Annotated in this window: 26 protein-coding genes and 1 tRNA gene; 19 read left to right on the plus strand and 8 right to left on the minus strand. The window is 70.9% G+C overall.

Annotated elements, in window-relative coordinates; all coding sequences use genetic code 11:
* The first annotated feature begins 1 nt into the window (after nucleotide 1).
* The 5 genes from ACFWJ8_RS10200 (at nucleotide 2) to ACFWJ8_RS10220 (ending at nucleotide 5,468) form a co-directional block, all read left to right on the plus strand.
* On the plus strand, nucleotides 2–535 hold the full coding sequence (locus ACFWJ8_RS10200) for a hypothetical protein (RefSeq protein ID WP_378811066.1): 534 nt from the start codon (nucleotides 2–4) through the stop codon (nucleotides 533–535).
* A gap of 164 nt (nucleotides 536–699) precedes the next feature.
* Nucleotides 700–1,707 (plus strand): AAA family ATPase, encoded by a 1,008-nt coding sequence (locus ACFWJ8_RS10205; RefSeq protein ID WP_378811324.1) that lies wholly within the window; start codon nucleotides 700–702, stop codon nucleotides 1,705–1,707.
* A gap of 115 nt (nucleotides 1,708–1,822) precedes the next feature.
* Nucleotides 1,823–3,082 carry a DUF58 domain-containing protein gene (locus tag ACFWJ8_RS10210; protein WP_378811067.1) on the plus strand — a complete coding sequence of 420 codons (1,260 nt, stop codon included), beginning with the start codon at nucleotides 1,823–1,825 and terminating at the stop codon, nucleotides 3,080–3,082.
* The gene (locus ACFWJ8_RS10215; RefSeq protein WP_378811069.1) at nucleotides 3,069–5,339 is read left to right on the plus strand and encodes a DUF3488 and DUF4129 domain-containing transglutaminase family protein; all 2,271 of its coding nucleotides are present in this window, start codon (nucleotides 3,069–3,071) and stop codon (nucleotides 5,337–5,339) included. Before ACFWJ8_RS10210 ends, ACFWJ8_RS10215 begins: the two co-directional genes overlap by 14 nt.
* 42 nt (nucleotides 5,340–5,381) lie before the next feature.
* Nucleotides 5,382–5,468 (plus strand) — tRNA-Ser (locus ACFWJ8_RS10220).
* Nucleotides 5,469–5,673: 205 nt separating this feature from the next.
* On the opposite strand, the gene ACFWJ8_RS10225 is transcribed toward ACFWJ8_RS10220, so the two are convergent.
* Nucleotides 5,674–6,570, minus strand: coding sequence for a helix-turn-helix domain-containing protein (locus ACFWJ8_RS10225; RefSeq protein WP_378811070.1), 897 nt, complete (start codon nucleotides 6,568–6,570; stop codon nucleotides 5,674–5,676).
* A 122-nt stretch (nucleotides 6,571–6,692) separates the two neighbouring features.
* Here ACFWJ8_RS10225 and ACFWJ8_RS10230 point away from each other — a divergent pair, with 122 nt between their 5' ends.
* From ACFWJ8_RS10230 to ACFWJ8_RS10245, 4 genes are all read left to right on the plus strand, one after another.
* Nucleotides 6,693–7,541 carry an aldo/keto reductase gene (locus tag ACFWJ8_RS10230; protein WP_378811071.1) on the plus strand — a complete coding sequence of 283 codons (849 nt, stop codon included), beginning with the start codon at nucleotides 6,693–6,695 and terminating at the stop codon, nucleotides 7,539–7,541.
* 1 nt (nucleotide 7,542) lies between these two features.
* Entirely contained in the window at nucleotides 7,543–8,763 is a 1,221-nt protein-coding gene (locus ACFWJ8_RS10235) for an MFS transporter (RefSeq protein WP_378811072.1), read from the plus strand.
* Nucleotides 8,764–8,851: 88 nt separating this feature from the next.
* Complete coding sequence (locus ACFWJ8_RS10240; RefSeq protein ID WP_378811073.1) at nucleotides 8,852–9,532, plus strand: GAP family protein; 681 nt, start codon at nucleotides 8,852–8,854, stop codon at nucleotides 9,530–9,532.
* A gap of 71 nt (nucleotides 9,533–9,603) precedes the next feature.
* Nucleotides 9,604–11,940: an arylsulfatase gene (locus ACFWJ8_RS10245; RefSeq protein WP_378811074.1), complete on the plus strand. Its 2,337-nt coding sequence runs from the start codon at nucleotides 9,604–9,606 to the stop codon at nucleotides 11,938–11,940.
* Nucleotides 11,941–11,997: 57 nt separating this feature from the next.
* Here the strand turns inward: ACFWJ8_RS10245 and ACFWJ8_RS10250 are convergent, their stop codons facing one another.
* Nucleotides 11,998–12,897 carry a metalloregulator ArsR/SmtB family transcription factor gene (locus ACFWJ8_RS10250; protein WP_378811075.1) on the minus strand — a complete coding sequence of 300 codons (900 nt, stop codon included), beginning with the start codon at nucleotides 12,895–12,897 and terminating at the stop codon, nucleotides 11,998–12,000.
* A gap of 106 nt (nucleotides 12,898–13,003) precedes the next feature.
* Here ACFWJ8_RS10250 and ACFWJ8_RS10255 point away from each other — a divergent pair, with 106 nt between their 5' ends.
* Nucleotides 13,004–13,405 carry a DUF6855 family protein gene (locus ACFWJ8_RS10255; protein ID WP_378811077.1) on the plus strand — a complete coding sequence of 134 codons (402 nt, stop codon included), beginning with the start codon at nucleotides 13,004–13,006 and terminating at the stop codon, nucleotides 13,403–13,405.
* Between the two features lie 4 nt (nucleotides 13,406–13,409).
* Nucleotides 13,410–14,582 (plus strand): low temperature requirement protein A, encoded by a 1,173-nt coding sequence (locus tag ACFWJ8_RS10260; protein WP_378811079.1) that lies wholly within the window; start codon nucleotides 13,410–13,412, stop codon nucleotides 14,580–14,582.
* A gap of 9 nt (nucleotides 14,583–14,591) precedes the next feature.
* On the opposite strand, the gene ACFWJ8_RS10265 is transcribed toward ACFWJ8_RS10260, so the two are convergent.
* On the minus strand, nucleotides 14,592–15,734 hold the full coding sequence (locus ACFWJ8_RS10265) for a peptidoglycan-binding protein (protein ID WP_378811080.1): 1,143 nt from the start codon (nucleotides 15,732–15,734) through the stop codon (nucleotides 14,592–14,594).
* A 139-nt stretch (nucleotides 15,735–15,873) separates the two neighbouring features.
* On the opposite strand from ACFWJ8_RS10265, the gene ACFWJ8_RS10270 reads away from it, so the two are divergent.
* From ACFWJ8_RS10270 to ACFWJ8_RS10295, 6 genes are all read left to right on the plus strand, one after another.
* Nucleotides 15,874–16,419, plus strand: coding sequence for an AAA family ATPase (locus ACFWJ8_RS10270; protein ID WP_378811082.1), 546 nt, complete (start codon nucleotides 15,874–15,876; stop codon nucleotides 16,417–16,419).
* A gap of 102 nt (nucleotides 16,420–16,521) precedes the next feature.
* Nucleotides 16,522–16,956, plus strand: coding sequence for a VOC family protein (locus ACFWJ8_RS10275; RefSeq protein ID WP_378811083.1), 435 nt, complete (start codon nucleotides 16,522–16,524; stop codon nucleotides 16,954–16,956).
* A gap of 58 nt (nucleotides 16,957–17,014) precedes the next feature.
* Nucleotides 17,015–17,371, plus strand: coding sequence for a DUF6804 family protein (locus ACFWJ8_RS10280; protein WP_378811084.1), 357 nt, complete (start codon nucleotides 17,015–17,017; stop codon nucleotides 17,369–17,371).
* 41 nt (nucleotides 17,372–17,412) lie between these two features.
* Complete coding sequence (locus ACFWJ8_RS10285; RefSeq protein ID WP_378811086.1) at nucleotides 17,413–17,760, plus strand: hypothetical protein; 348 nt, start codon at nucleotides 17,413–17,415, stop codon at nucleotides 17,758–17,760.
* 28 nt (nucleotides 17,761–17,788) lie between these two features.
* Nucleotides 17,789–18,727 carry an RNA polymerase subunit sigma-70 gene (locus ACFWJ8_RS10290; protein WP_378811087.1) on the plus strand — a complete coding sequence of 313 codons (939 nt, stop codon included), beginning with the start codon at nucleotides 17,789–17,791 and terminating at the stop codon, nucleotides 18,725–18,727.
* 64 nt (nucleotides 18,728–18,791) lie between these two features.
* Complete coding sequence (locus ACFWJ8_RS10295; RefSeq protein WP_378811088.1) at nucleotides 18,792–19,355, plus strand: dihydrofolate reductase family protein; 564 nt, start codon at nucleotides 18,792–18,794, stop codon at nucleotides 19,353–19,355.
* Between the two features lie 71 nt (nucleotides 19,356–19,426).
* Here ACFWJ8_RS10295 and ACFWJ8_RS10300 read toward each other — a convergent pair whose 3' ends face one another.
* Entirely contained in the window at nucleotides 19,427–19,951 is a 525-nt protein-coding gene (locus ACFWJ8_RS10300) for a TetR/AcrR family transcriptional regulator (RefSeq protein WP_378811089.1), read from the minus strand.
* 104 nt (nucleotides 19,952–20,055) lie between these two features.
* Here ACFWJ8_RS10300 and ACFWJ8_RS10305 point away from each other — a divergent pair, with 104 nt between their 5' ends.
* The gene (locus ACFWJ8_RS10305) at nucleotides 20,056–20,772 is read left to right on the plus strand and encodes an MBL fold metallo-hydrolase (RefSeq protein ID WP_378811091.1); all 717 of its coding nucleotides are present in this window, start codon (nucleotides 20,056–20,058) and stop codon (nucleotides 20,770–20,772) included.
* A gap of 87 nt (nucleotides 20,773–20,859) precedes the next feature.
* Here ACFWJ8_RS10305 and ACFWJ8_RS10310 read toward each other — a convergent pair whose 3' ends face one another.
* From ACFWJ8_RS10310 to ACFWJ8_RS10320, 3 genes are all read right to left on the minus strand, one after another.
* The gene (locus ACFWJ8_RS10310) at nucleotides 20,860–22,254 is read right to left on the minus strand and encodes an FAD-binding oxidoreductase (RefSeq protein WP_378811093.1); all 1,395 of its coding nucleotides are present in this window, start codon (nucleotides 22,252–22,254) and stop codon (nucleotides 20,860–20,862) included.
* 84 nt (nucleotides 22,255–22,338) lie between these two features.
* Nucleotides 22,339–22,830: a bifunctional nuclease family protein gene (locus ACFWJ8_RS10315; RefSeq protein WP_378811095.1), complete on the minus strand. Its 492-nt coding sequence runs from the start codon at nucleotides 22,828–22,830 to the stop codon at nucleotides 22,339–22,341.
* A gap of 70 nt (nucleotides 22,831–22,900) precedes the next feature.
* Complete coding sequence (locus ACFWJ8_RS10320) at nucleotides 22,901–24,118, minus strand: MFS transporter (protein ID WP_378811096.1); 1,218 nt, start codon at nucleotides 24,116–24,118, stop codon at nucleotides 22,901–22,903.
* A gap of 125 nt (nucleotides 24,119–24,243) precedes the next feature.
* Between ACFWJ8_RS10320 and ACFWJ8_RS10325 the strand changes: the two genes are divergently transcribed.
* Entirely contained in the window at nucleotides 24,244–24,696 is a 453-nt protein-coding gene (locus ACFWJ8_RS10325; protein WP_378811098.1) for a MarR family winged helix-turn-helix transcriptional regulator, read from the plus strand.
* 11 nt (nucleotides 24,697–24,707) lie between these two features.
* Here the strand turns inward: ACFWJ8_RS10325 and ACFWJ8_RS10330 are convergent, their stop codons facing one another.
* Entirely contained in the window at nucleotides 24,708–26,153 is a 1,446-nt protein-coding gene (locus ACFWJ8_RS10330) for a family 1 glycosylhydrolase (RefSeq protein ID WP_378811100.1), read from the minus strand.
* Between the last annotated feature and the right edge of the window lies 1 nt (nucleotide 26,154).

Raw genomic sequence — 26,154 nt, forward strand, 5'->3', positions numbered from 1 at the left:
CGTGACCGAACTGCTCCATGCCTGGGCCATCGCCCCGGCCGCGATCGGCGCCTGCTGCCTGGCAGCCGACCGCGGCCGGGCGCGGTGGCCCGACGCCGTCGCGTCCGCGCTCATGCTCGCCGCGATGCTGGACGCCGTGCTCACCCGGCTCGTGGCACCGGTGTACTGGGCCGCGGCCCTGATCGCGACGGCGATGGTACTGGCCGCCGCGAGCTCGCCGCGGCGTCGCGGTGTGCCGTCGAGGCCGCGCGGCGGCATGACCGTGCACACCGCACTGGGGCTGGTCGCCATGGCGGCCCTGCAGCTCGGGATGGCGCACGGCGCCGCATCCGGCCCGCTCTCCGGGCAGGTCTCCACGCACGCGCACGGCGGTTCCGGCGGGCCGCTGCTCGCGACCGCGGCGGTCGTCGGCGCGGTCGCGTACGCCGTGCTCTCGGCAGGGCTGCTCACCCGCTCCCATCGCGCGCTCGACCGCGTGCAGCTGGCCTGCATGGGCGTCTCGGTGCTGCTCATGGCCGCCGGCGCGCTGGTCTAGCCGGGCAGGCCGGGCGGCGGCATCCAGCGATCTCCCAGTGCCGCGCCCCGTGACGCGTGGTTAGTATCGAGCCGTGGGCGAGGACGCCCACGTCCACCCGCCGAACCGCCTGATGGGAGGCGGAACAGGAGGCCCCGATGGTCGATACCGCAACGGATGCCCAGATGACGGGGACGGATGCCGCATCCCGCGCCTCCGGCACGCTCACGGCCGAGGGATTCGCGCGGGTCACCGACGCCATCCTCGACGCCGTCGGCAGCGTCATCGACGGCAAGCCCGACGCGGTGCGCAGCGCGCTGGTCTGCCTGCTGGCGGAAGGGCACCTGCTGATCGAGGATGTGCCGGGCGTCGGCAAGACGATGCTCGCGCGCGCCCTCGCGACCTCGGTGGACGCCACGGTGCGCCGCATCCAGTTCACTCCGGACCTGCTCCCCGGGGACGTCACCGGGGTGAGCGTCTTCAACCCGGTCGAGCGCGAGTTCGAGTTCAAGCCGGGCGCGATCTTCGCGAACATCGTCATCGCGGACGAGATCAACCGCTCCTCCCCCAAGACGCAGTCGGCCTTGCTGGAGGCCATGGAGGAGCGCCAGGTCACCGTCGACGGCCGCACGCATTACGTGCCCGAGCCGTTCCTCGTCGTCGCGACGCAGAACCCGCTCGAGATGGAGGGCACGTACGCCCTCCCCGAGGCGCAGCGCGACCGGTTCATGATGCGCATCTCGATGGGGTACCCCGACGCGCGCTCCGAGGCGCTCATGCTGCGCCAGCGCGACACCGTCAACCCGCTCGACCAGCTCAAGGCGGTGGTGTCGGCCGAGCAGGTGACGAGTCTCATCGCGTGGGCGCGCGCCGTGCACGTCGCCCCGGCGATCGAGGACTACGCGGTGTCGCTGTCGCAGGCGACCCGCACGCACGCCGACCTGCGACTGGGCGCGAGCCCGCGGGCGACGCTGCAGCTGGTGCGCGCCGCGAAGGTGTGGGCGGCGCTCGACGGACGCTCGTTCGTCATCCCGGACGACGTCACGGCGCTGCTGCTGCCCGTCTTCGCGCACCGCCTCATCCCGACCCGCTCCGCGGGAGGGGCGCGCACCGGCACGGCGGCGGACGCGATCACGACGATCCTCGAGCGCGTCGCGGGGAGCGTGCGCGTGCCCATCGCCGCGCGGCAGTGACATCGGGGGCGCAGGGGGATCCAGGCGAAGGCACGAGCATGGGGCAAGGCCGAAGGACGAGGGGACGGGGCTGCGACGCGCAGCGCGTCCGCGCCGGAGCATCGGGGAGGATGCGATGAGAAGGGCATGGCCGCTCACCGTGCGGGGCACGGGCGCCGTCGTCCTCGCCGTCGCGTGCTTCATCGTGGCGAACGAGACCGGCATCGTCGAGCTCACGTACTTCGGTGTGCTGCTGCTGGCGGCGGTCGGGGGGAGCGTCGTGTCGCTGTACTTCGGGCGCCGCACCGACGTGGTCACGCGGTCGCTGGTGCCCGACGTCGCCTCGGTCGGCCGCGAGACCATGGTGTCGGTGCGGGTCGGTGTGCGCACGGCGCTGCCGACGCCGCCGGGGACCTGGCGCGATGCGCTCCCCAAGGGCCTGCGGGGCAAGGCCGAAGGCCCGTTCCCTGCGCTCGGCTCGGGCCTGCGCAGCGGCGCGGGAGGCGGCGAACGCGTCGTCAACCTGTCGTACACGATCACCGGCGCCCGGCGCGGCGTCCACTCCATCGGCCCCCTGACCGTGACGTCGTCGGACCCGTTCGGGCTCGCCCGCCGCACCATCGCGTTCTCGGGCCGCACGCCTGTCACGGTCGCACCGGCGGTCATCGACCTCTCCCCCCTCGTCGACTACGCCGGCGCCACCGGGGGCACGCTGCACACCACCACCAACCAGATCGGTCAGGGCGCCGACAACCTGGTCGCGCGGCCGTATGCGCCCGGGGACTCGATGCGCCGCATCCACTGGCGCGCCACCGCGCACCGCGACGAGCTGATGGTGCGCCAGGAGGAGCAGGAGTCGACGCCGGAGGCGACGGTCGTGCTCGATCGCTCGGCGCTCCGGTGGTCGATGGACGCGCTGCGCGAGCCCGGAGCCGATCCCGCGTTCGAGGCCGGCGTCTCGGCCTGCGTCTCGGTGGTCGCGCGGCTCGTGCACGACGGCTACGCGGTCGAGGTGATCGACAGCGAAGGTCATGTGCTCACCGAGCGCATCGACGGCGGCGACATGACGGAGGTCGACCGCATGCTCGCGCAGTTCGCGACCGTGACCGCGCAGCGCGACGACCTGCTGGCGCGACTGCCGCGCCTGTTCACGGGCCTGTCGACGGGTCCCGTCGTGCTGATCGTCGGACGGCTGGATCCGGCCGACGCCGACGCCATCGGCCCCATCGCCCACCACAGCACGATGCCGTTCGTGCTGTCGACGAGCCCCATGGGCGATGCACTCGACCGTGCCGCCGACCACGGCTGGCACATCGCCCGGATCGACCCCGACCGCGACCTGTCGGTCGCGTGGGGCAACGCGGTCGGACGCGGGGTGAGCCATGTCCTCGGATGATGCCGACCGCGTCGCCCCTCGCGGCGGGCAGCGCCTGCTGACGTTCGCGATCCTCGCCGCGCTGCTCGCGGCGCTGCTGCCCGTGGTCCGCGTCGTCCAGTCCGGAGCGTGGCTCATCGGTGCCCTCATCCTGGCCGCCCTCGTGCTCGCGGCGGGCTACAACGCCCGGCGCTTCCGCCTGCCCGCCGTCGCGGTGACCCTCATCGAGCTGGCCGTGTGGGTCGTGTTCCTGACCCTCGTGTTCCTCCGCGAGACGGCGCTGCTGTGGGTGATCCCGACGCTGGAGACCTTCCACGCCGTGCCGATCCTCGTCGGCAACGCGATGCAGGAGATCACCCTCGGTGCGGCGCCCCTCGAGCCGACGCTGTCGCTCGCGTTCGTGATCGTCGGTGCGATGGGCCTGCTCACGATCATCGTCGATCATGTCGTCGTGACGGCGCGGATGCCGCTCCTCGGGTCGGTCGGCATCATCGCGGTCTCGCTCATCCCGGCGATCGCCGTGCCCGGCGACGTCGACGTCATGGGCTTCGTGTTCCTGGCCGTCACCATCCTGTTCCTCATCCGGTCCGAGACCCGCTCGCGCGAGAAGCCGCTCGAGCGGGAGGCCGAGCGCACCGCCGGCGTGCCGGCCACCGCGGTGGGAATCGGCGCGATCGCGATCGTGGTCGCCGTCATCGCCACCCCGACCCTGCCCGCCCCCGCCCGCGCGGGCGGCGGTGTCGGCCCTGGTGCAGGGATCGACGCGACCCTCCAGCTCGGCGACGACCTGCGTCGGCCGCAGGACACCGTGGTCATCAAGGTGCGCACCGATGCGCCGGTCGTGCCTTACCTGCGTGCGACCACGCTCAGCAAGTTCGAGGGCGACGTGTGGGAGCCCGATCGCTCGCAGACGGTCGCGCTCTCGAGCGACAGGGCGTTCGGCGAGATCGACCTGAACGACGACATCGACACCACCGAGTACACGACCAAGATCGACGTCGTGAACCTCGACACGGTGTGGGCACCGGTGCCGTACCCGGCGGAGTCGGTGACGGGTCTCAACGGGCTCTGGGGCGCCGTGCCGTACAACCGCACGGTCGCCACCGCGAGCGGCTCCACGCAGGCGCAGTCGTACGAGGTCGTCTACGATCCGCCACGCCCCTCCCTGGAGCAGATGCGCGCGCTCGTCTCGGGCGGCGCCCAGGTGCGCGACGACACCACGCAGCTGCCCGAGGACCTGCCGCCGATCATCGCCGAGACGGCGGCGCAGGTCACCGCCGGCGCGGCCACCGACTACGACAAACTGATCGCCCTGCAGCGGTGGTTCCGCGGCGGTGATTTCACGTACTCGCTCGAGGCACCCGTCGAGGACGGCTTCGACGGCAGCGGCGCCGAAGCCGTGGCGCAGTTCCTGGAGGTCAAGCAGGGCTATTGCGTCCACTTCGCGTCGGCGTTCGCCCTCATGGCGCGCACGCTCCACATCCCGTCGCGCATCGTCGTCGGCTACCTGCCCGGCGAGGCGACCGCCGAGACCATCGATGGGCAGACCGTGTACGAGGTAAAGAGCTCGCAGCTGCACGCATGGCCCGAGGTCTTCTTCGAGGGCGTCGGCTGGATCCCGTTCGAGCCGACCGTGAGTCTCGGCGTGCCGACCACGTTCTCGCCTGCCGCCGCGCTTCCCGGCCAGGGCCAGGGCGCCGACACCCCGACGCCCGGCGCGAGCCCGGCCCCGTCGCGTTCCGTCGACCCGAGCGCCATCGACCCCGATCAGCAGCGCAACGCGTCCGAGTCGGGGGCGACGCGGTCCGCCATCGATCCGCTCCCCCTGTTCGGCGTCGTCGTGCTCGTCCTGTTCGTGCTCGCCCTGCCGTTCCTCGCCCGCGAGCTGCGGCGCCGCCAGCAGGATGCGTCCGCTCGCCGCGGCGACGCGGCGGCGGCGTGGCAGGCCGTCCAGGACGCGGCGATCGACATCGGCGTCCAGGTTCCCGCGAGCGAGACGCCGCGTGCGTTCGCGCAGCGGCTCATCTCGCAGCATGGGGTCCCGGCATCCGAGATGAACACCGTCCTCATCGCGATCGAGCGGGTCAGCTACTCGCGTGCCGGCACCCGCTCGTACTGGATGGGGGATGCCGCGGCCGACGCGGCGACGGCCGTCCGCGCATCGCTGCTGGCCTCGGTGCCGCCATCGCGCCGCGTCCTGGCTCTGCTCGCGCCGAGGTCGCTCGTGATCCGTCCCGGCAGCGTCTACGCCGGCACGGCGCCTGTGCAGGGACGGTAGCCGCGTCAGGGTAGGATGTTCTCTGGTCCTCCGGGACCGCCCGGAGGATTCGCCTAGTGGCCTATGGCGCACGCTTGGAAAGCGTGTTGGGGATGAAACCCCTCGGGGGTTCGAATCCCCCATCCTCCGCACCTGTGATCCCCGTGTTTTCCAGGGATCGCGACTCGAGTCAGATCCCGTGGCAGGGTTGTCGCTCGCTTTCGGTCGGTGAGCACCCCGGACCTCCGTGGATCTCGACGATGCCGATGGGCTGTTTGCGACTTCGTCGACGGGCATGAGCTCGTCGACGACGAGACCTGCACCGTCAGCGCTTTCCGCCGGGATCGGTCGGGCGTCAGCCTTGGTCCGGCGGCGCTGTGGCGGACTCGTGGTGCGATGTGATGGAGTTCGCCGCAAGGCTGCCCAGGAGCGCAAGTCGCTCCGCGGACGGCGTGCCCGGCTCCGCGGTGAAGGCGAACATCGTCCACCCGGGGTTGTCGGGGAGCAGCATCCCTTCATAGGTGAGCTCGAGATCGCCGACGGCAGGGTGGTTGATCCGCTTGGCACCGGCTCGGTGGTGGCGGACGTTGTGTGCCGCCCAGCGCCGGTTGAAGTCGTCGCTGCGGGTGATGAGCTCGCCGATCAGACTGCTGAGCCCCTTGTCGCGAGGGCTGCGTCCGGCGTACAGACGGAGGGTGGCGACGATGTCGTCGGCGCCTCGCTCCCAGTCGGGGTAATAGCTGCGGGCAGCGGGGCTGAGGAAGGTGAACAGGGCGTTGTTGCCGCCGTCGCTGCTCGGATCCTCGAAGATCGGCGCATACACCGCACGGCCGAGCGCGTTGCCCGCGATGAAGTCCATCCGCTCGTCGCGGATCCACACCGCCGACTCGGTGATCGAGTCGAGGAACCGCTGCAGACTCGGCCGCACCGTCGTGCTGGGGCTCGGCTTCCGACGTCGCAAGGGCGAGACGGGCTGCGCGGCTCGGGCGAGGTCGTGCAGGTGGGTGGTCTCGGCGTCGTCGAGGTGCAGCACGGACGCGATGGAGTCGAGGACCTCGTCGGACACGCCGGCGAGGTTGCCGCGTTCGAGACGGGCGTAGTAGTCGACGCTGACCCCGGCGAGGAACGCCACCTCCTCACGGCGGAGACCCGGCACCCGCCGATTGCCACCGCCCACGATGCCCGCCTCGGCCGGGCTGATCCGGTCGCGGCGGGTGCGGAGGAACTCGCGGACCTCAAGGCTGGCGTCCATGCCGTCCACGCTAGGCGGTCCCCCCTGCGCGGTGGGAGGACCTGGCAGTACGTGGAACAGCAGCACCTTCCCCGATCCGCGAGAGCGCGTTGGACTGGATGCCACGACCGAAAGGAACGACGATGCAGACCGTCACCCTCAACAACGGCATCGAGATGCCGGTCCTCGGCTTCGGTGTCTTCCAGGTCGGCCCCGAAGAGACCGAGGCCGCCGTCACCGCCGCGCTCGCCGCCGGATACCGGCTCATCGACACCGCCGCCGCTTACCAGAACGAGGCAGCCGTCGGTGCCGCGATCGCGAAGTCCGGCATCCCCCGCGACGAACTGTTCGTCACGACGAAGCTGTGGGTGCAGGACGCTCCGGCCGAGCAGAACACCGCGACCGCGTTCGACGACTCGCTGCGCAAACTCGGCCTCGACTACATCGACCTCTACCTGATCCACCAGCCGTTCGGCGACTACTACGGACAATGGCGTGCCATGGAGAAGCTGAACGCCGAGGGCCGCGCCCGCGCGATCGGCGTGTCGAACTTCCCCGCCGACCGGCTCATCGACCTCATCCTCAACAACGAGATCGTCCCCGCCGTGAACCAGATCGAGACCAACCCGTTCCACCAGCGCGTCGCCGACCACGAGATCCTCAAGGCCGAAGGCGTGCAGATCGAGTCCTGGGGCCCGTTCGCCGAGGGCAAGAACGGGCTCTTCACGAACGATCTGCTCACCGCCATCGGCGACAAGCACGGCAAGTCCGTCGCACAGGTCGTACTGCGATGGATGATCCAGCGCGAAGTCGTCGTGATCCCCAAGTCGGTGAACCCCGAACGGATGGCGCAGAACCTCGACGTCTTCGACTTCGCACTGGACGCCGATGACATGGCGCAGGTCGCGACCCTCGACGAGGGCGGCTCGCAGTTCTTCGACCACCGCGACCCTGAGATGGTCCGCTGGCTGAGCGCCCGCCGCCTGGCCTGACGTGACCCGCACGTCCGCCGCCGCACCCCGCCGGCTCGCCGGTGCTCTCTTCACCCAGGGCACGGCCTTCACGTGGGGACTCCAGTTCGCGTTCTTGAACACCGCGCTCGCGCTGCTGCTGTCCAGCCTCCTCGGAGCGACGAACGCGCAGATCGGCCTCGCGCTCGCGCTGTACAACGCGAGCGGCTTCGTCGCCGCACTCGTCATCCCGATGTGGGCCGACCGGCGCGGCGACTACCTTGCGTGGATGCTCGTGTGCGGCATCCTCACCCTCGCCATGGCAGCCGTGCTCGCCCTGACCGACTCGCTCACCCTCGCGATCCTGGGGCTGGTGGTGCTGGGTGGGCCAGCGGGTGTGGGGTCGTCGCTGTTCTTCGCCCACCTTCGCGCCGTCGGCACCGGGCGTGCGGCCGTGATGAACACCCGGGCGATGGTGTCCGTCGCGTGGGTGGCCGGCCCGCCGGTGGCGATGCTGCTCGCCGGCACGCTGGGCATCCGCAGCGTGCTCGTCGCGATCGCAGTGATCGCGCTTGTCGGCATCGCCACGGTGCTCGGGCTGCGCCGCTCCGGCACCGCGGGCAGTCCCGCGAAACGCGACGATGACGGCGAGACTCCCGCACCGTTGCCGCTTGCGCGGGTCATCGCACTCGTCGGCGCGTTCGTGCTGCTGCAGGCGGCGAATGCGACGGTGACGTCGGCGATGACGCTCTACGTCGTCGACGGACTGCACGCACCCGCCGTCTGGGGCGGGATCGCACTCGGCATCGCCGCACTCGCCGAGATCCCGGCGCTCATGCTGCTGGGGCGCCTCAGCGGCCGGTTCGGCCAGATCCCCCTGCTGATCGTGGGCATCGCCGTCGGAGTCGCGTACTACCTCGTGATGGCGATCGTGCGCGACCCGATCGGTCTCGCCGCCGCGCAGCTGCTCAACGCGTGGTCCTTCGCCACCGTGGTCGGCGTCGGGCTCACCCTGTTCCTCGACATCATCCCGCGCCCGGGTCTTGCCTCCGGCCTGTTCACGAACACCCGCCGCGTCGGGGCGATCCTGTCCGGTGCCATCTTCGCCATCGCGAGCACGCCTGCCGGGTTCTCGGGCGCATTCCTCGTCTGCGCCGCCGTCACGGCGATCGCATTGGTCGCTGCTCTTCTGGCGACAGGGAGGACGCGCGCGCCTGCCCGCCGTGGCCATGATCGGATGCCGGCGACGGCGGCCGACGACTGAAGAGGATGTGCAGCGGCGCAGGTGTGGGGGCAGGTCCGCGCCGGAGGGCCTAACCTGGCACTCGACATCCGGATTGAGGGCGGTTGACGTGGAGCTGTGGACGACGCTCGTGCCGCTCATCGTCGGAGCCGCCGTCGTCCCCGTGCAGCTGACGATCACCGTCCTGCTCGTGCGCGGTCCGCACGGTGTGCGCACCGCATCCGCCTGGGTGGCCGGTCGCGCCGGCGTGATGCTCGTGCAGGGCGCGCTGTTCGGGTTCGTCTTCGCCTCCCCCGCCGTCGCCGGCGCGGAGTCCGACGACGGGACCACGCCGATCACATCCGCCCTCCTCCTGGTCGTCGCGATCCTCTTCCTCGCGGGCGCTCTCAAACAGCTGCTCGGCCACACCGATCCTGACGCGGCACCCCCGAAGTGGATGAGCGCCCTGGACTCGTTCGGCTCAGGCAGAGCTTTCCTTCTCGGCGCTGGTCTCATGCTGATCAGCGCGAAGTTCTGGGTCTTCACGCTCACCGCCGTCGGAGCGATCGCCGACGATCAGCCGGGAGCTCTCGAAGCCGCGGCGATCTTCCTCGCCTACATCATGCTCTCAAGCGCGACGCATCTGGGGATCATCGTCACCGTCGCCGCCGCGCCTCACCGTTCCGCCGCCGTCCTCGACGCAGTTTCGGGCTGGCTGGCGCGCCACAACCGCGTGCTGATGATCGTGATCGGACTGGTCTTCGGAATCTGGTTCGCGATCAAAGCGCTGCACGGTCTCGGCGCTTTCTGACCGGCGACCCGCATCGGGACGAGGCGGCGCCGTTGGCGATCGCCGTCGACACGCAGTGCAAGGATTGCCGCATGGGTGACGAGACAGCTCTGCCGTATCCGCCTGCGCCGTTCGAGGGCGTGATCGGAAAGACCTATCAGGAGTCGACGGCCGCGTGGCCCCGCATCCCGACGGCACCCGAGGGGGCGCCGAACATCGTCGTGATCCTGCTCGACGACGTCGGGTTCGGGCAGACCTCGACGTTCGGCGGACTGATCCCCACACCGCACCTCGACAAGCTCGCCAGCGAAGGGCTGCGCTACAACCGCTTCCACACGACGGCCGTCTGCGGACCGTCGCGCGCCGCGCTCCTCACCGGGCGCAACCACCACGATGCCGGCAACGGCTTCCTCATGGAGTGGGCCACCGGGTTCCCGAGCTACACCACGATGATCCCGAAGACGACGGCCACGGTCGCGGAGGTGCTGAAGGACAACGGCTACTCGACCTGGTGGTACGGCAAGAACCACAACACCCCGGACTGGGAGACCAGCGTCGCCGGCCCGTTCGATCGCTGGCCTACGGGAATGGGCTTCGAGTACTTCTACGGGTTCAACGCGGGTGAGACCCACCAGTACTACCCCGTGCTGTTCGAGAACACGACGCCCGTCGAGCCCGACCGAGGACCCGAAGAGGGCTACCACTTCATGTCGGACATGACCGATCGCGCCATCAGCCGCATGCGGTACGCCAAGTCCGTCGCGCCGAACAAGCCGTTCTTCCTGTACTTCGCGCCTGGCGCGATGCACGCGCCGCACCATGTCGCCAAGGAGTGGCGCGACAAGTTCGCGGGCTCGTTCGACATGGGCTGGGAGCAGTACCGCGAGACGGTCTTCGAGAACCAGAAGCGCATGGGCATCGTTCCGGAAGACGCCCAGCTCACGACACGCCCCGACTGGGTACCCGAGTGGGACAGCCTGAGCGACAAGCAGAAGCAGGTGTACTGCGCGCTCTTCGAGAACTACGCGGGCTACTTCGCGTTCACCGACCATGAGGTGGGCCGGCTGCTGGACGCGATCAAGGAGCTCCCGGACGCCGACAACACGCTCGTGCTGTACATCGTCGGAGACAACGGGGCATCCTCCGAGGGCGGCCCGGACGGCACCCTCGACGAGATCAAGAACCTGAACGGCATCACGCCCACGATCGACGAGATCATCGCCGACCTCGACAAGCTGGGCGGACCTGAGACCGAGCCTCACTATCCGGTCGGCTGGGCGTGGGCGGGGAACACCCCGTTCCAGTGGGTGAAGCAGGTGGCGTCCCATCTGGGCGGTTCGCGCAACCCGATGGTGGTGACCTGGCCGGCGCGCATCGCGCACGATCCGGCGCCGCGAGCACCGTTCCTGCACCTGGTCGACATCGCCCCGACGCTGTACGAAGCCGCCGGGGTGACGATGCCGTCGATCGTCAACGGAATCGAGCAGCTTCCGCTGGCAGGGGCGTCGTTCCTGTCGAGCTTCACCGATCCCGCCTTCGAAGGACGCACCAACCAGTACTTCGAGATCCTCAGCAACAGGTCGATCTACGACGACGGCTGGAAGGCGAACGCCCAGCACACCAAACCGTGGGAACAGCAGATCGCACCCGGCGGATGGGAGAACGACCGCTGGGAGCTGTACCACCTGGACGCGGACTTCTCAGAGGCCAGCGACCTCGCCGACGCGATGCCCGAGAAGCTGGCCGAGATGAAGGCGAAGTTCGACGTCGCGGCGGAGAAGTACCACGTGTACCCGCTCGACGATCGCGGAGTCGCACGCCTGCTCACACCCAAGCCGGCGGCACCAGGGTCCGATCCCGCGGCGACGAGCTTCACGTTCTACGAGGGTGCGACCCGCCTGCCCGAGACCGCGGCCCCCTCGATGAAGAATCGCAGCTACACGATCACCGCCCGCATCCACACCCGCGGTACGGCGACGAACGGCGTCATCGTGGCGCTCGGCGGCGTCGCCGGCGGCATCTCGCTGTACGTCAAGGACGGCGTGCCCGCCTTCGACTACAACTACTACGGCGACCACACGACGCTCCTCGGCACCGAGCCGCTCGCCGAGGGAGCTGCGCTCGTCGCAATCGGGTTCGACTACGACGGCGGCGGCATCGGCAAGGGCGCCGGTCTGACTCTCACCGTCGACGGCGCGGTGGTCGCGACGGGAAGACTGGAGAAGTCGGTGTTCGCCCGCTTCGGCGTCGACACCTTCGGCATCGGAGAGGACACCGGCCAGCCTGTGACGGCCGATTATCGCCCGCCGTTCCGGTTCACCGACCGCATCGACCGCGTCGACATCGAACTCGGCCCCCTCGACCTCTCGCCCGAGGACCACGCGACCGTGCACGACACCGAGGTGAAGGCCGCGGCGCGCCGGGAATGACCCCACGCCTCGCGTTCCCCTGCGGCGCATCGCGACCGGCGACAATCAGGCCGCACTCTAGAGACTGCGCGGCTCGCTGTCTCCTCCGACGATCACGTCCGCCAGCAGTGCGCGCACGCGCACCTCGACGTCATCGCGGATGGCGCGAACCCGATCGGGCGTCTTGCCCACCGGGTCCTCCAGCTCCCAGTCCAGGTATCGCCTGCCGGGATAGATGGGACAGGCGTCGCCGCACCCCATGGTGACCACGACGTCGGCCGCCCGCACCATGTCATCGGTCAGCGGCTTGGGGAACTCACCGCCGAGGGAGACGCCGATCTCATCGAGCGCGGCGACGATGCTGCTGCGAACATCGCCGGCAGGCTCGGAGCCCGCCGTCCACACGGTGACGCGATCCCCCGCAAGCTGACGGACGATTCCGGCGGCCATCTGAGACCGACCGGCGTTCTGCACGCAGACGAAGAGGATCGTCGGCGTGTCACTCGGGCGCGCTTCGGCGCCCTCGAGCGCACTCAGCCGCGCCGCGGCGAACGCCGCCGTCCGGCTGGCGAGCAGCGGCGAGTCCGAACCGCTCGCGAGCAGTTCATAGCTCTCGACGACCTTCGCCCGGATGGTCTCGCGACTGAACACGCCACGGAACCGCTCGGCGAGGTCGTCGGCGATGCGATCGAGGTCTGGATGCGACGCGCTCCGCTGACCGCCACCGAGAAGGGCATCCACCCGCGCCGCCTGATCGTCGGCGATCGAGTACCAGACTCGACGCCCGTCCGGCTCGCGCACGACGACGCCGTCCTCGCGGAGAGCCTTCATATGGTGACTCACGGTGGGCTGGCGAAGGTCGAGTTCTTCTGCGAGGTGCCCGACCAGCATCCGGCCGTCGTGGGAGTCGCGGATCAGACGAAGGATGCGGGCCCGCGTCGGATCACCCAGAGACGTGAGATCCGCCGCCTGACCCATAGACAGGAGTCTATCCCTGAGCGATGACGTGCCCCGCGGGCATCTTGCCGCGGGTGTCGCCTGGGGCCACACTGGGATCGGCATCCTGGGCCGAAGGGGAGGCGTCATGACGGGCACGGGAACGGCGTCGGATCCGTGGGTGCTGCGCACCGCACCCGGTACCTCCGAATACACGATGCACCTGGACGGTGACCAGCTCGTGTGCCAGGTCGGCAGCACCCGGCTCACGTATCAGGCGCGTGCGGTCGACGACCTGCGCGCCTGGCTGACGGCGCAGGACGATTGGGTCCCGCTCGGGGCCGCGGATGAGCAGAAGCCTGCGGCCGACGGCACGGTGGAATCGTGGGGACGATCCGAGTCCAACCCGGTCGGCGGCTGGTACGGCACACGGAAGGGATACCGGGGACGTTTCGGCATGTACCTGCCCCCGCTGCTCGAGGCACTGGGGATGGTCGAGCTCGAGCACAACCCTCGGAACAACCGCGTGCGCGCTCTCCCGGCCCGTTGATCGCGTGAGCGGGCGAGGCGAAGTCGTCATCCGCGGCGGGCGCCGCGCGCACTGGCTCGAACTGGTCTTCGACCTCGTCATGGTCGGCTACCTCGGGCAGGTCGCCCATCTTCTCCACGGCGACCCTGGGTGGACCGACGCGCTCGTGTTCTTCGCGTTGTTCGCGCCGGCGTGGTGGGCCTGGGTGAACATGACGCTCACGCTGAACCTCTTCGGGGCCCGCATCACGCCGCTGCTGTGGGCTGCGGTCACCGTGGCGATGCTCGCGATGGGGATCATGGCCGCCGCGGTGCCCGAGGCCTTCGGCGAGCGGGCGTGGGCCTTCGCGGTCGGGAACGCGGCGATCCGGCTGATCTGGATGCTGCCGTGGCTCGCGAAGCGACGCAGCATCGGTCTGCCCCTCTGGCGCCCGATCGTCTACAGCGGGCTGCCCGCGATGCTGTGGCTCGTCTCCGCATTCGTGCCGTCACCCGGCCGGTTCGTGCTGTGGGCGGTCGCGATCGCCGTCGAGGTCGTGCTGCTGGGCTTCCTCGGGAGCCAGACGGGCTGGCTGCAGCGGACCCTCGATGTGGACCACCTGTTCGAGCGGGTGAGCCTGCTCGTCGTCATCGTGTTCGGCGAATCGATCCTGGCGGCGATCACCGAGATCGATGCGCACTGGACGCTCGCCGGCGGCGTGACCGCGACGCTCGCCTTCCTCGCCATCTCGCTGCTGGCGTGGGTGTTCTTCCAGTACGCGTCGGGCTCCGCCGAGGCGGGCCTCCGCCGGCTGCAGACCGATGGCCGCATCGGGGCGCTGCGGGACGCGGTGATGTATCTGCCGTTCCTCCTGATCGCGGGCATCGCGCTGTTCGCGGCCGGGCTCGGAACCGCCGTCGCCGAAGCAGGGCACGAGCTCGCACCGGGGGCCGCCTGGTGCATCGCCGGCGGCATCGTGCTGTTCTACCTCGCGAGCGTCGTGGAGTCGCTGCGCTACGGGATGCTGTGGCGCGACGTCGCGCTGTGGGGCATCCCCGGTGTCACGCTCCCGTGGGCCCTCGTCCCCCTCGCCGCCGCCGTCAGCGCCGAGATCGTGGTCATCGCGGTCGTCATGCTCCTCGTGGTGATGACCGGCCTCGCCGAGGCGAACCGGCGGCGCCTCCGGGCCAACGGCAGAAGCATGGTCGCACCCGGCTAGTCGCGCCCGTCACGCCCCGCCGGAGCTCGACGGCGACGGCGTCGGGGCTTGTGGCGACGGCGGCTGTGTGAGCTCGGCGAGCGCCTGCTCGAGCGCGCTGACGGTGGCGGCGTCGACCGCACCCGTCGGTTCGACCCCGAGCTGCGTCTGCAGTTCGACGACGGCATCCGTCAGCTCCGGCGTCCACACGCCGTCCACCGGTCCGTCCCAGAACCCCAGCAGCTTCAGGGTCTGCTGCACCGCCGCGGTGCTCGCGATCGACTCCTGCGCGGCCGCCCCGCCGAGCGCCAGGAGCTCGGCCTGCAGCGCAGCCGCCGTCGCGTCGTCGACGGTTCCCGTCACGGGCAGCCCGTTCGCGCGCTGCAGCTCCTCGACCGCCGCGACCGTCTCCGGGCCGTACACCCCGTCGATGACGCCCGCGTAGTACCCGGCGTCGGCGAGGTCCTGCTGCAGCGCGGACGTGTACGCGCTGACCGCCTGCTGCGCCTGCAGCGCCTGCTCGTCGGCGATGCAGCCGGCGTCGGCGTACAGCCGCAGCCACGAGAACTCGAGCGCCACAACGGCGCTGTTGAACTGCTCGGACGCATCGGACAGCGGCGTGTCGTCCGTGATCGCGCCCTGCGCGGCCGCGAACTCCGACTCCGCCTGCTCGACCCTTTCGACGACCGCCTCCGGGACGACCGGCGTCGGTGTCGGCTGTGGTGCGATCGACGCGGTCGGGGTGCCCGTCGGGCCGGCTTTCGCCTGCTCGAGCTCGGCCTGCGCCTCGGCCAGCTCCGCCTGCGCGACGCCCACCTGTTGACGCGAGTCGATCGCGGCTTCGGCACCGTCGAAGGCGTCGTCCCGCGGCTCGGCGAGATCGGCGCCCGCCGCGCGGACGTCGCCCACCGTGGGCTGCGTCTCGTGCAGCACGTCGCCGTAGCGATCGAGGGCGAGGATGTAATCCTTGCCGGCGTCGCAGAACGTGTCCGCCGCATCGGACGCCTGCTGCTGCGCGTCGGCGAGCGCCTCCTCCTTCGCGGTGACACGGGCCTCGGCCCGGTCGACGCTGGAGACCTCGTTCGCGCATCCGCTGAGCCCGATCCCCAGGATGACGATGCCGATCACTCCGCCGGCCGTGACGGCCCACCTCTTCACCGACTCGTTCCCCACGGCGTCCTCCATCGCTCGACCGGTGGCGCACACGCTACTCGGCGAGCGCGCCGCGAAGCTCACCCGTTCCGGATGATCTGGGCCCGCAGCTCCCGCGCCGCGCGCGAGGATGCACACCGCAACCCTCTAGAGTCGCGGCATGCGGATCGTGGTCTCAGGAACCCATGCCAGCGGAAAGAGCACGCTGATCACGGACTTCACCGCCCGCCACCCCGGATACACCGTGCTCCCCGATCCGTTCGATCTGCTGGACGAGACGTGGGATGCCGCGGGCGCGGCGTCGTTCGCGGCGCAGCTGCGGATCGCCGCGAGTCGGCTGCTGGACGACGACCTCGGCGGGGACATCATCGCCGAGCGCGGTCCCCTCGACTTCCTCGCCTACCTCCTCGCGCTCGATGAGCTGACCGGGGACGCCGTCCCCCGCGAGCTGCTCGTGCGCTCCTCTGCACTCACCGCGGAAGCGCTCCGACACGCGGACCTGCTCGTGATCCTGCCACTGGACGAGGGGAACCCCCTGGTGCACGACTTCGACGAGCATCCGGAGCTGCGCGATGCGATGAACGACGCCCTCCTCGATCTGCTCGAGGACTCCGACGTCATCGGGGATCTGACCGTGATCGAACTCGCGGGTGATCGTGACGAACGGCTGGCGGCGCTGGAGTCGGCTGTGGATGCCGCGACCTGAGTCGCTCCTGCGACGCCCGTCGCTGAGGTGCGCCGACCCGGCACGACGTTGCGCGATGTCGGAGACCCCTGCGAGGGTGTTGTCCGACGCAGGAGGCGGACGATGGCGACTCTCGGCAACATCACGTTCTACGCGGACGACCCGCGCGCACTCGCGCACTTCTGGTCGGGTGTCTTCGGCTACCCGGAGTCGGAGTGGGACGAGCCGCTGCGGCAGCAGCTGCTCGACTCCGGGCTGACGCCCGGCGACCTCGACAAGCGCGCCCTCGCGGAGGACCCGGAGGGCCGGGGGCCGCGCCTGTTCTTCCATCACGCGGAGGGGCCCAAGGCGGGTCGCAACCGCATCCATGTCGACGTGACCGTGGCGCGCGACCCGGAAGACGACCGCCCCTTCTCCCAGCTCCTCGACGAGGAGAAGGATCGGCTCGTCGCTCTCGGCGCGACGGTCGTGCGGCTCGTCGAGCAGGACTGGGGACCGTGGGGCGAGCGGTACTACCAGCTGCAGGATCCCGAGGGGAACGAGTTCTGCCTGCAGTGACGCCGCCCCCACCGCGGCCCCGCGCTCCCCGTCGGCCGCGAGATGAAAGGATCGAGGCATGAGTGCACGCACCCCGCAGCCCGTCGCGTACCAGCGCAATGCGCTCGCCCCCGGACTGCTGGCGGCGATCGCACTGTTCCTGGCGCCCCTGCTGATCGCGAGCGACTGGTTCCTGCTGATCCGCTTCGTCGTCGCGATCATGGCGGTCATCGTCGGGTGGTTCGCTGTGCAGGCGAAGCAGTGGTGGTGGCTGCCGGTGTTCGCGGCGATCGCCGTCATCTGGAATCCGATCTACCCGTTCGAGTTCAGCGGGCCGTTCTGGGTCGCCGCCCAGCCGGTCGCGGCGATCGTGTTCCTGGTCGCCGGCGCGCTCATCAAGTACCGCCCGGCGCCGAGCGAGGCCACGAAGCGCTGAGTCGCCCAGCGGCCGTCCTCGGCGAAGAAGGAGGCACCGTCATGACCCTCGACGCACAGATCCTCGACGAGATCGCCGCGCGCCTCGACAACGACGAGCCGCTCACTATCGGCACGATGTTCCGCAGCCCCGGCATCCGCGTCCGGAACAAGATCGTCGCGTTCCTCGGCCACGATGACCGTCTCATCGTGAAGCTGCCGCGTGAGCGGGCCGTGGCGCTCATCGCTCAGGGCGCGGCAGACGAGGTCACGATGGGCACGCGGACGATGCGCGAGTGGATCGCCGTGCCTGCGGGCGCCGACGATGAGGCGACGCTGGCGACGTGGGTGCCGCTCGCGCAGGAGGCACTGGAGTACGTCGTCTCGCTGGCCGACGCCGACGAGGCGTGACGTCGGCGACACCCTCTAGGCTCGCGCTGTGAGCACGTTCGACGACGACGAGCTGGCGCGGCTGCGACCACGACTGCTCGCGTTCTGCTACCAGATGCTCGGCTCGCCGTTCGAGGCGGAGGATGCCGCGCAGGACACGATGGAACGCGCCTGGAAGGCGCGCGCCTCGTTCGATCCGGCCCGCGCGAGCCTTGCGACCTGGGTGTTCCGCATCGCACGCAACGTGTGCGTGGACCGGCTGCGCGAGACCCCGCGCCGCGCGCTCCCCCGCGACCTGCAGGCACCCGGCATCGAGATCGGCGCCCCTCTGGTGCCCGCCTTCGACGTGCCCTGGCTGATGCCGGCGCCGACCGGCTGGGTGGCGGCATCCGACGTCGAATCGGCTGCCGAGCGGCGCAGCGACGTGCGCCTCGCCGTCACCGTCATGCTGCAGTCGCTGTCACCGCTGCAGCGCGGCGCGTACGTGCTGCGCGACCTGATCGGGCTCTCGGCGGCGGAGACGGCGGACGTGCTGGAGGTGTCGGTCGCTTCGGCGAACTCGGCGCTGCAGCGCGCCCGATCCGCGATCGCCGCGGGCACGCAGCGTCCGCATGAGCTCGCACCGGCGGCCGTCGAGGGCTATGCGCGGGCGATCGAGCGGGCGGATGTCGCGGCGCTCGCTGCGCTCGTGTCGGACGATCTCGTCTTCGAGATGCCGCCGGTCCCCGCGTGGTCGACCGGCCGCGAGACCTACCGCGCGTTCATGGCCGAGTTCTTCGAGCGTCGCGGCACGTCGTGGCGGACGACCCCGATCTCGGCCAACGCGCAGCCCGGCATCCTGCTCTCGCGTGTCACCGCGGACGGCGTGGAGCCGCACACCGTCCAGCTCTTCGACGGCGACGCGTCCGGAGCGATCCGGCACGTGCTCGTCTACCAGGACCCCCGTCTGTTCGCCCTGCTCGGGAAGGATTCAGCGCCTGCGCGATGAGTTCGCGGCATCCCATCCGTATATCCCTGTGAACCCGCTCGAGCGGGCGGACGAGGAGGACGAGATGGGACGACTGATCGTCGTGCAGTACATCACGCTGGACGGCGTGGTCGAGGACCCCGACGGACGCGGCGGCACGCCGTTCGGCGGCTGGGCGATGGCCTACGGGCCCGAGGGCGTGGCCGGCGACAAGTTCCGCCTCGGGAGCATCTTCGACACCGGTGTGCTGCTGTTCGGGCGGCGCACGTGGGACCACTTCTCGACGCTGTGGCCGCCGCGCGACAGCCCGTTCGCGCAGGCGATGAACCGGGCAGCGAAGGCCGTGGTCACGAGTCGGCCGCTCCCCGACGGCGTGTGGACGAACTCGGTCGCCGTCGCCGGCGACGTGGTCGACTGGGTCACGGTGACGCTCGCGACGCGCGACGTCGTCGTGATCGGCAGCCACTCGGTCGTGGATGCGCTGCGCGAAGCCGACCTCGTCGACGAGTACCGGCTGATCACCTTCCCCACGGCCGTCGGCGAGGGTCGCCGGCTGTTCGAGGATGCCGTGCGGCTCGACCTGCTGTCGTCCGAGCTGACCGGACCGGCGAGCCTCACGGTGCACCGGACGCGCCGCACCACGGCGTGACGCGTTCGCGGCCGCGCCGGGGAGCCGCTCGTGCAGTGGCGACTCGGCGCAGCCGCGGACTCTCGCGCGCCTCAGACGCCCATTCCCCGGCGCAGCGTCGCGAGGCCGTAGTCGAAGGCGGCGTCCACGTCGCCTCCCAGGCGGAACGATCCGGCCAGCTCCATCTGCACGAAGCCGGTGACCCACGCGGTCACGAGCCGTGCGGCATCCAGGGCGTGCTCCTCGCCCGCGAGCTCACCCGCGCTGCGCACGATCATGAGCCCGGCACGGTCGAGCGGCTCCTGAGGGGCGTTCCCGCCGAACATCAGACGGAACCCCTCGGGCCGATCGTGCGCGAACGCACGGTAGGCGCGCGCGAGCGCTTCGAGGGAGCGATCGGATGCCTCCAGCCGCCCGGTCAGGTCGGCCACGGTCGCGGCGGCCACCTCTTCGACGAGCGCGTCGCGGTCGCGTACCCGCTTGTAGAGGGACGGTGCTCGCACGCCGACGCGCTGTGCGACGCTCTGCATCGTCAGCCCGGCGAGTCCGGCCTCTTCGAGCTGGTCGCGCCCGGCGGCGATGATCTCGGCGGTCGTCGTGCGTTCCGGCGTCGGCATGAGGAATCCTCTCGATGGCTATTGACATTAGCCATGATAGCTAAGTACCGTAGCCATGCCAACCCCCACGGCCCATCGACACCCTGAGACACCGAGGACACGCCATGAAACTCGCACCCCACCTGCACCGCATCGGCAACGACATCGTCGCCGCCTACCTCATCGTGACCGACGACGGCGTCACGGTCGTCGACGCCGGGCTGCCCGGCCACTACGGCGACCTCGTGCGTGAACTGAAGAGCCTCGGACTCACGCCCGCCGACGTGAAGGGCGTCGTGCTCACCCACGGCGACTCCGACCACATCGGGTTCGCCGAGCGGCTGCGCCGCGACCACGGCGTGCCCGTCTACGTGCACGAGGCCGACGCCGAGCGCGCCCGCAGCGGCGAGAAGGGCAAGGTCGAGATGCCCCCGATGAAGCTCGGCCCCACCGTCGGCTTCTTCGCGTACGCGCTGCGCAAGCGCGCGATGCCCACGAAGTACGTCACCGAGGTCGTCGAGGTGCATGACGGCGACGTCCTCGAGCTTCCCGGCTCCCCCGTGATCGTCGGGATGCCGGGCCACTCGGCAGGCAGCATCGCCGTGTACTCGGCGCTGGCGGATGCCGTGTTCGTCGGCGACGCGCTGACCACGCGACACGTGCTGACCGGCCGCGCCGGCCTCCAGCCGGCGCCGTTCACGGACGATCCGGCCGAGGCACTGGATTCGCTCGACCGCCTCTCCGGCCTGCAGGCGTCGTGGGTGCTGCCCGGCCACGGCACGCCGTGGCGCGGCTCCCCCGCCGATGTGGCCGCCGAGGTGCGCAAGGGCGGCGCGGCGTAGGCGACCGCGGAGCGCGCGGGAGGCGTCGAGCCCGCTCGGGGCGCACGTGGTGCACTCCGAGCGGGCTCGGTTCGCCCCGGGCCGGCGTCAGACCGGGCGCGCGGCGGCGAAGATGTTCGCGGGGTCGTGGTCGAGCTTCAGCTGACGCAGGCGCGACCGCGCCGCACCGAACCCGAGCGCACGGTCGGCGCCTGGCGCATCGATGAAGGTGAGCGCCAGCGCGTCGGTGTGCCAGGCGGCCAGCGCCGCCACCGCGGCGTGCACGGCGGCCGTCGCACCGGGGGCGGCCTCCGGCACAGGCACCATCGCCACCGCATGCAGTGCGTACTGCCCCGCGAGCGAGGCGATCGCGCCGCCACCCTCCGGACGACGGTTCAGCGCACCGCCCAGGTGACGGAGCTCGTGCACGAACAGGCCCGGCTCGTCGGCCGCGGCGACGAAGGCGTCGACCGCCGAGGCCGGCAGCTCGCCCAGCATCGCGTGCCACGTCGCCGACGGCGACGGCTCAGGCGGGTCCATGTGGACCTGCACGAGCGCGGGAGCCGGGATGCGGGCGAACGTGTCCATCTCGGGCTGCAGCGCACGCAGCGGCCCGAGCAGAGCGGATGCCACGGCATCCGTCTCCTCGATCGCGCCGTCGATCACCACGAGCGACCGGCCCGACAGGAACGGGGGCAGCTCGGGCAGGGGCGGAAGATGCAGGATCCGCAGCGCAGTGGTGGCGGACTCCGGAGCCGTCGCGGTCCACCGCGCCCACGCGTGGGCGACGTCGCTCGCGTGCGAGGCATCCCACAGCAGTATGCCCGCGAAGATGTCGGCGATCGGCAGCAGGTCGATCTCGATCGCGACCACGACACCGAAGGCGCCCGAGCCGCCGCGCAGCGCCCAGAACAGGTCGGCGTGCTCGTCGGCGCTCGCACGGACGATCGTCCCATCGGCGGTGACCACCTCGAGCGAGCGCACCGTGTTGACCGCGAGGCCGTGCGCACGGCCGTAGAACGACAGGCCCCCGTTGAGCAGGTATCCGACGACCGACACGTCGCCGGCGCTCCCGTGCGGAGCGGTGAGCCCGTGCGGTGCGGCCGCCTCGAGCACATCGTTCCACAGCGAGCCCCCGAGCACACGGGCCGTGCGCGCGGCCGCGTCGACCTCGACCCCGCGCAGGCCCTTCAGCGACACGATGACGGTGTGGGTCAGGTCGGTCTCGCTGAGCGCGGCGGCGGCGTGGCCCGTGGACTGCGGCGCGATGCGCAGCCCCGACAGCGCCGCGGCGCGCACGACGTCGACGACATCGGCGGCGGAGCGCGGTACGGCCACGGCGAACGGGTTCTGCACGACGGCGAGGTTCCACGGCGTCCGCGCGGCGTCGAACCCGGCGTCGCCGGGAAGGAGCACCTGGTCGCCCAGCGCGGCGCGCAGTTCAGCGGCAGCGGCACCGGCGGCGGCGTAGGGGACGTCGATGGCGAGATCGTTCAACGACATGGGATGCCTTTCGGTCGGGGTGCGGCCGCGCTCCCTGCGCAGCACACCCCGTGATGGAGCGGCATCCCCCGCCCCTGATACACGTCAGCCGTCGAAATCCTCGGGCTCGACGTCGTCGAGGAACCGCTTGAACTCGTCGAGCCGCTCCGCCGCGTCGGTGTCGGTGAGCACGTCGGGCACGCCCGCCTCGGCCATCACGTCGTCGGCGACCCACATCGCCGCGCCCGCCCGCGAGGCGAGGGCGATCGCGTCGGACGGCCGGGCGTCGACGATGCGGTCGCCGAGAGCCGTCGACAGCGTCACCTCGGCGTAGAACGTGCCCTCTTCCACGCGCGTGACCTCGACGCGCGTCGCGACCGCGTCGAGCGCGATGAGCATCGAGCGCATCAGATCGTGCGCGAGCGGCCGCGGCACATCGGCGTTCTCGACGGCTACGAGGATGGACGTGGCCTCCAGCTGGCCGATCCAGATCGGCAGCACGTAGCCGTCCCCCGGCATCTGGTCGACGGGCTTGAGCAGGAGCACGTGCTGCCCCGAGGCGTCGAGGGCGACGCCGGCAACACGGACCTGGACCATGCTCACATCGTAGGCACGGCGCGCACACCCGGACAGGGGTGCACACGCCGTACCGGTCGATGTCGCGAGGTCAGCCGACGCGGACGGGCACGGTGCTCGTCGTGACGGGCGCAGCGGCCCGCGGGGTGGACACGGCCGTGCGTGCGCGACGTGCGGCGAGCGCTGCCACGACCATCACCACGAACCCTGCGGCGGAGATCGCCGCCCCGATCCACACGGGTGCCGTGTAGCCGAGGCCGGCGCTGATGCCGACGCCGCCTGCCCATGCGCCGAGCGCGTTGCCGATGTTGAACGCGCCGATGTTGGCTCCCGACGCGAGCGTCGGCGCGCCGCCGGCGTAGTCCATGACGCGGCTCTGCAGCCCGGGCACCGTGCCGAACCCGAACGCCCCCATGAGCACGAGCGCGGCGACCGCCGCGAACGGTGAGGCCGCCAGCAGCGCGAAGGCCGCCAGCGCGACCACGAGGGCGCCGATGAACACGACGAGCGTCAGATCGAGGCGACGGTCGGCGAGGCGTCCGCCCAGCCAGTTGCCGGCGACCAGGCCCGCACCGAAGATCACCAGCAGCCATGGCACGGCACCCGCCGCGAAGCCGCTCACCTCGGTGAGCGTGTAGGCGATGTACGTGAAGGCGCCGAACATGCCGCCGAACGCGAGCACCGTGACGGCGAGCGAGAGCCATACCTGCGTCGAACGGAAGGCGCGCAGCTCGCGCCGCAGGCTGATGCGCTCCTGCGGACCCTGGGCCGCGGGCACGAGGGCGGCGATGCCGGCGAGGGCGAGCACGCCGATCGCCGAGATCACCCAGAACGTCGACCGCCATCCGAACTGCTGGCCGATGAAGGTGCCGAAGGGGACACCGAGCACGTTCGCCGCGGTGAGTCCGGTGAACATGATCGCGATCGCTCCGGCGCGCTTCTCGGGCGCGACGAGGCTCGCGGCCACGACCGAGCCGATGCCGAAGAACGCGCCGTGCAACAGCGCCGCCAGCACGCGGCCGGTCATCGCGAGGGAGTAGTCCGGTGCGACGGCGGTCAGCACGTTGCCGGCGATGAACAGCACCACGAGCCCCAGCAGCACGGGCTTGCGCGGCAGACGCGTGGTCGCGGCGGTGATCCCCAGCGCGCCGACGACGACCCCGAGCGCATAGCCCGAGATGAGCCAGCCGGCCGCCGCTTCCGTCACGCCGAAGTCCTGCGCGACCTCGGGCAGCAGGCCCATGATGACGAACTCGGTGAGTCCGATGCCGAATGCGCCCATGGCGAGCGCGATGAGTCCGAGTGGCACGGGGGTTCTCCTGTTACACTGATGCGTAGTTGCACACGCGGGATATTGCGTGAGCGAGATACATAGTTGCACACGCTAGGTATTTGCGCAAGCAACTATCTTTCGCATCGATCCAGGAGGACTTCATGGGCATCGCCGACGACGCCGTCGAGGTGCGCGCACAGGGCTGGCGCACGCTCGCCGCCCTGCACGGACTCATCGACTCCGAGTTGGAACGCGCGCTCGCGGCATCCGTCGAGCTCTCGGTCGTCGAGTACACGGTGCTCGACGCGCTGAGCCGGCAGGACGGCTGGCACATGCGGATGCAGCAGCTCGCCCGGGCGACGGCGCTCAGCCCGAGCGCGACCACGCGGCTCGTCAACCGCCTCGAGGACCGCGCGCTCATCACGCGCGTCCTGTGCGCCGACGACCGCCGCGGCATCTACACCGAACTCACCCCGGCCGGACGCGCCCTCTACGAGCGGGCCCACCCGATCCACGACGAGACGCTCGCGCGGGTGCTCGCCGAGGCCGCCCAGCAGGCCGAGCTCGCACCCGTCGTCGAGGTGCTGCAGGCGGGCGTCGTCCAGCCGGCCTGACCGGAACCGGGCTAGCCGCGACCGGAGGCGAGGGCGGACTCCGCCGGCCGGCCCAGCGGACCACCCAGGAACCGGGCGAACCACCGCCCGCTCTGCTTCGGCGTGCGCTGCAGAGTCTCGTAGTCGACATGGACGATGCCGAAGCGTCGGGTGTAGCCCCACGCCCATTCGAAGTTGTCGATGAGCGACCACGCGAAGTACCCGCGCAGCGGCAGCCCTCGGCGGATCGCCTCGCCGCACGCGTCCACGTGCAGCCGCAGGTACTCGGTGCGCTCCGGGTCGTCGACCGAGCCGTCCGAGGCGACCACATCCTCATAGGCCGAGCCGTTCTCGGTGATGTAGAGCGGCAGCCCGGGCGCGCGCTCGGCCGCCATCTCCAGCACATCGACCAGCGCATCCGGATGGATCTCCCACCCCATCTGCGTCCGCGGCGCGTCAGTGCCGACGAAGGCGACCGACTCACTGCCCGGGTAGGCGCTCGGCGCGGCCTGCCGGGCTTCGAAGCCGGCGGCGTCCGTCGTCGGCGCGTGATCGGCCGGGGCGCCTGCGGCGACTGTGTGCCGGCTGTAGAAGTTGACGCCGAGGAAGTCGATCGGGGCCGAGATCGCCGCCAGGTCCCGCCCCGAGACGTTGTCGGCGAACCACGCGGTCTCGCCGAGGTCGTCGAGCACGTCCTCGGGATACGCGCCCGTCAGCACCGGGTCGAGGAACAGCCGGTTGCTCAGCCCGTCGATGCGACGGGCCGCGTCGGCGTCCTCCGCCGAACCGCTCGCCGCGTGCACCGAGTACAGGTTGAGAGTGATCCCGGCGGTCGCCGCCGGGCTGCGACGTCGGATCTCGTCCAACCCCAACCCGTGCGCGAGCAGCAGGTGGTGTGCGGCCCGCGCAGAGCGGCTCCCCTCCTGCCGCCCGGGCGCGTGGTGACCGCTCGCGTAGCCGAGGAAGGCCGAGCACCAGGGCTCGTTGAGGGTGATCCAGTGCGACACGACGTCGCCCAGCCCGTCGACCGCGAGCGCGGCGTACTCGGCGAAGCGCGACGCGGTGTCCCGCTCCAGCCAGCCGCCTTCGTCTTCGAGCGCCTGAGGCAGGTCCCAGTGGTAGAGCGTCGCCCACGGCGTGATGCCGTGCTCGTGGAGCGCGTCGACGAGCCTCCGGTAGAAGTCGAGGCCCGCCCGGTTGACACCGCCGCGTCCGTCGGGCTGGATGCGCGGCCAGGCCAGGGAGAAGCGGTACGCGTCCAGGCCGAGGTCGGCCATGAGTGCCACGTCCTCGCGGAAGCGATGGAAGTGGTCGTCGGCGACGTCGCCCGTGCTGCCGTCCGCGATGGCGCCCGGCCGGCGGCTGAACGCGTCCCAGATGCTGGGGAGCCGCCCGCCCTCCGCCGTCGCACCCTCGATCTGGTACGACGCGGTCGCGGTGCCCCAGACGAATCCCGGCGGGAATGCGGTGCGGTCCATG

The organism is Microbacterium sp. NPDC058389 (assembly GCF_042722305.1).
In the GTDB taxonomy this organism is placed as follows: Bacteria; Actinomycetota; Actinomycetes; order Actinomycetales; family Microbacteriaceae; genus Microbacterium.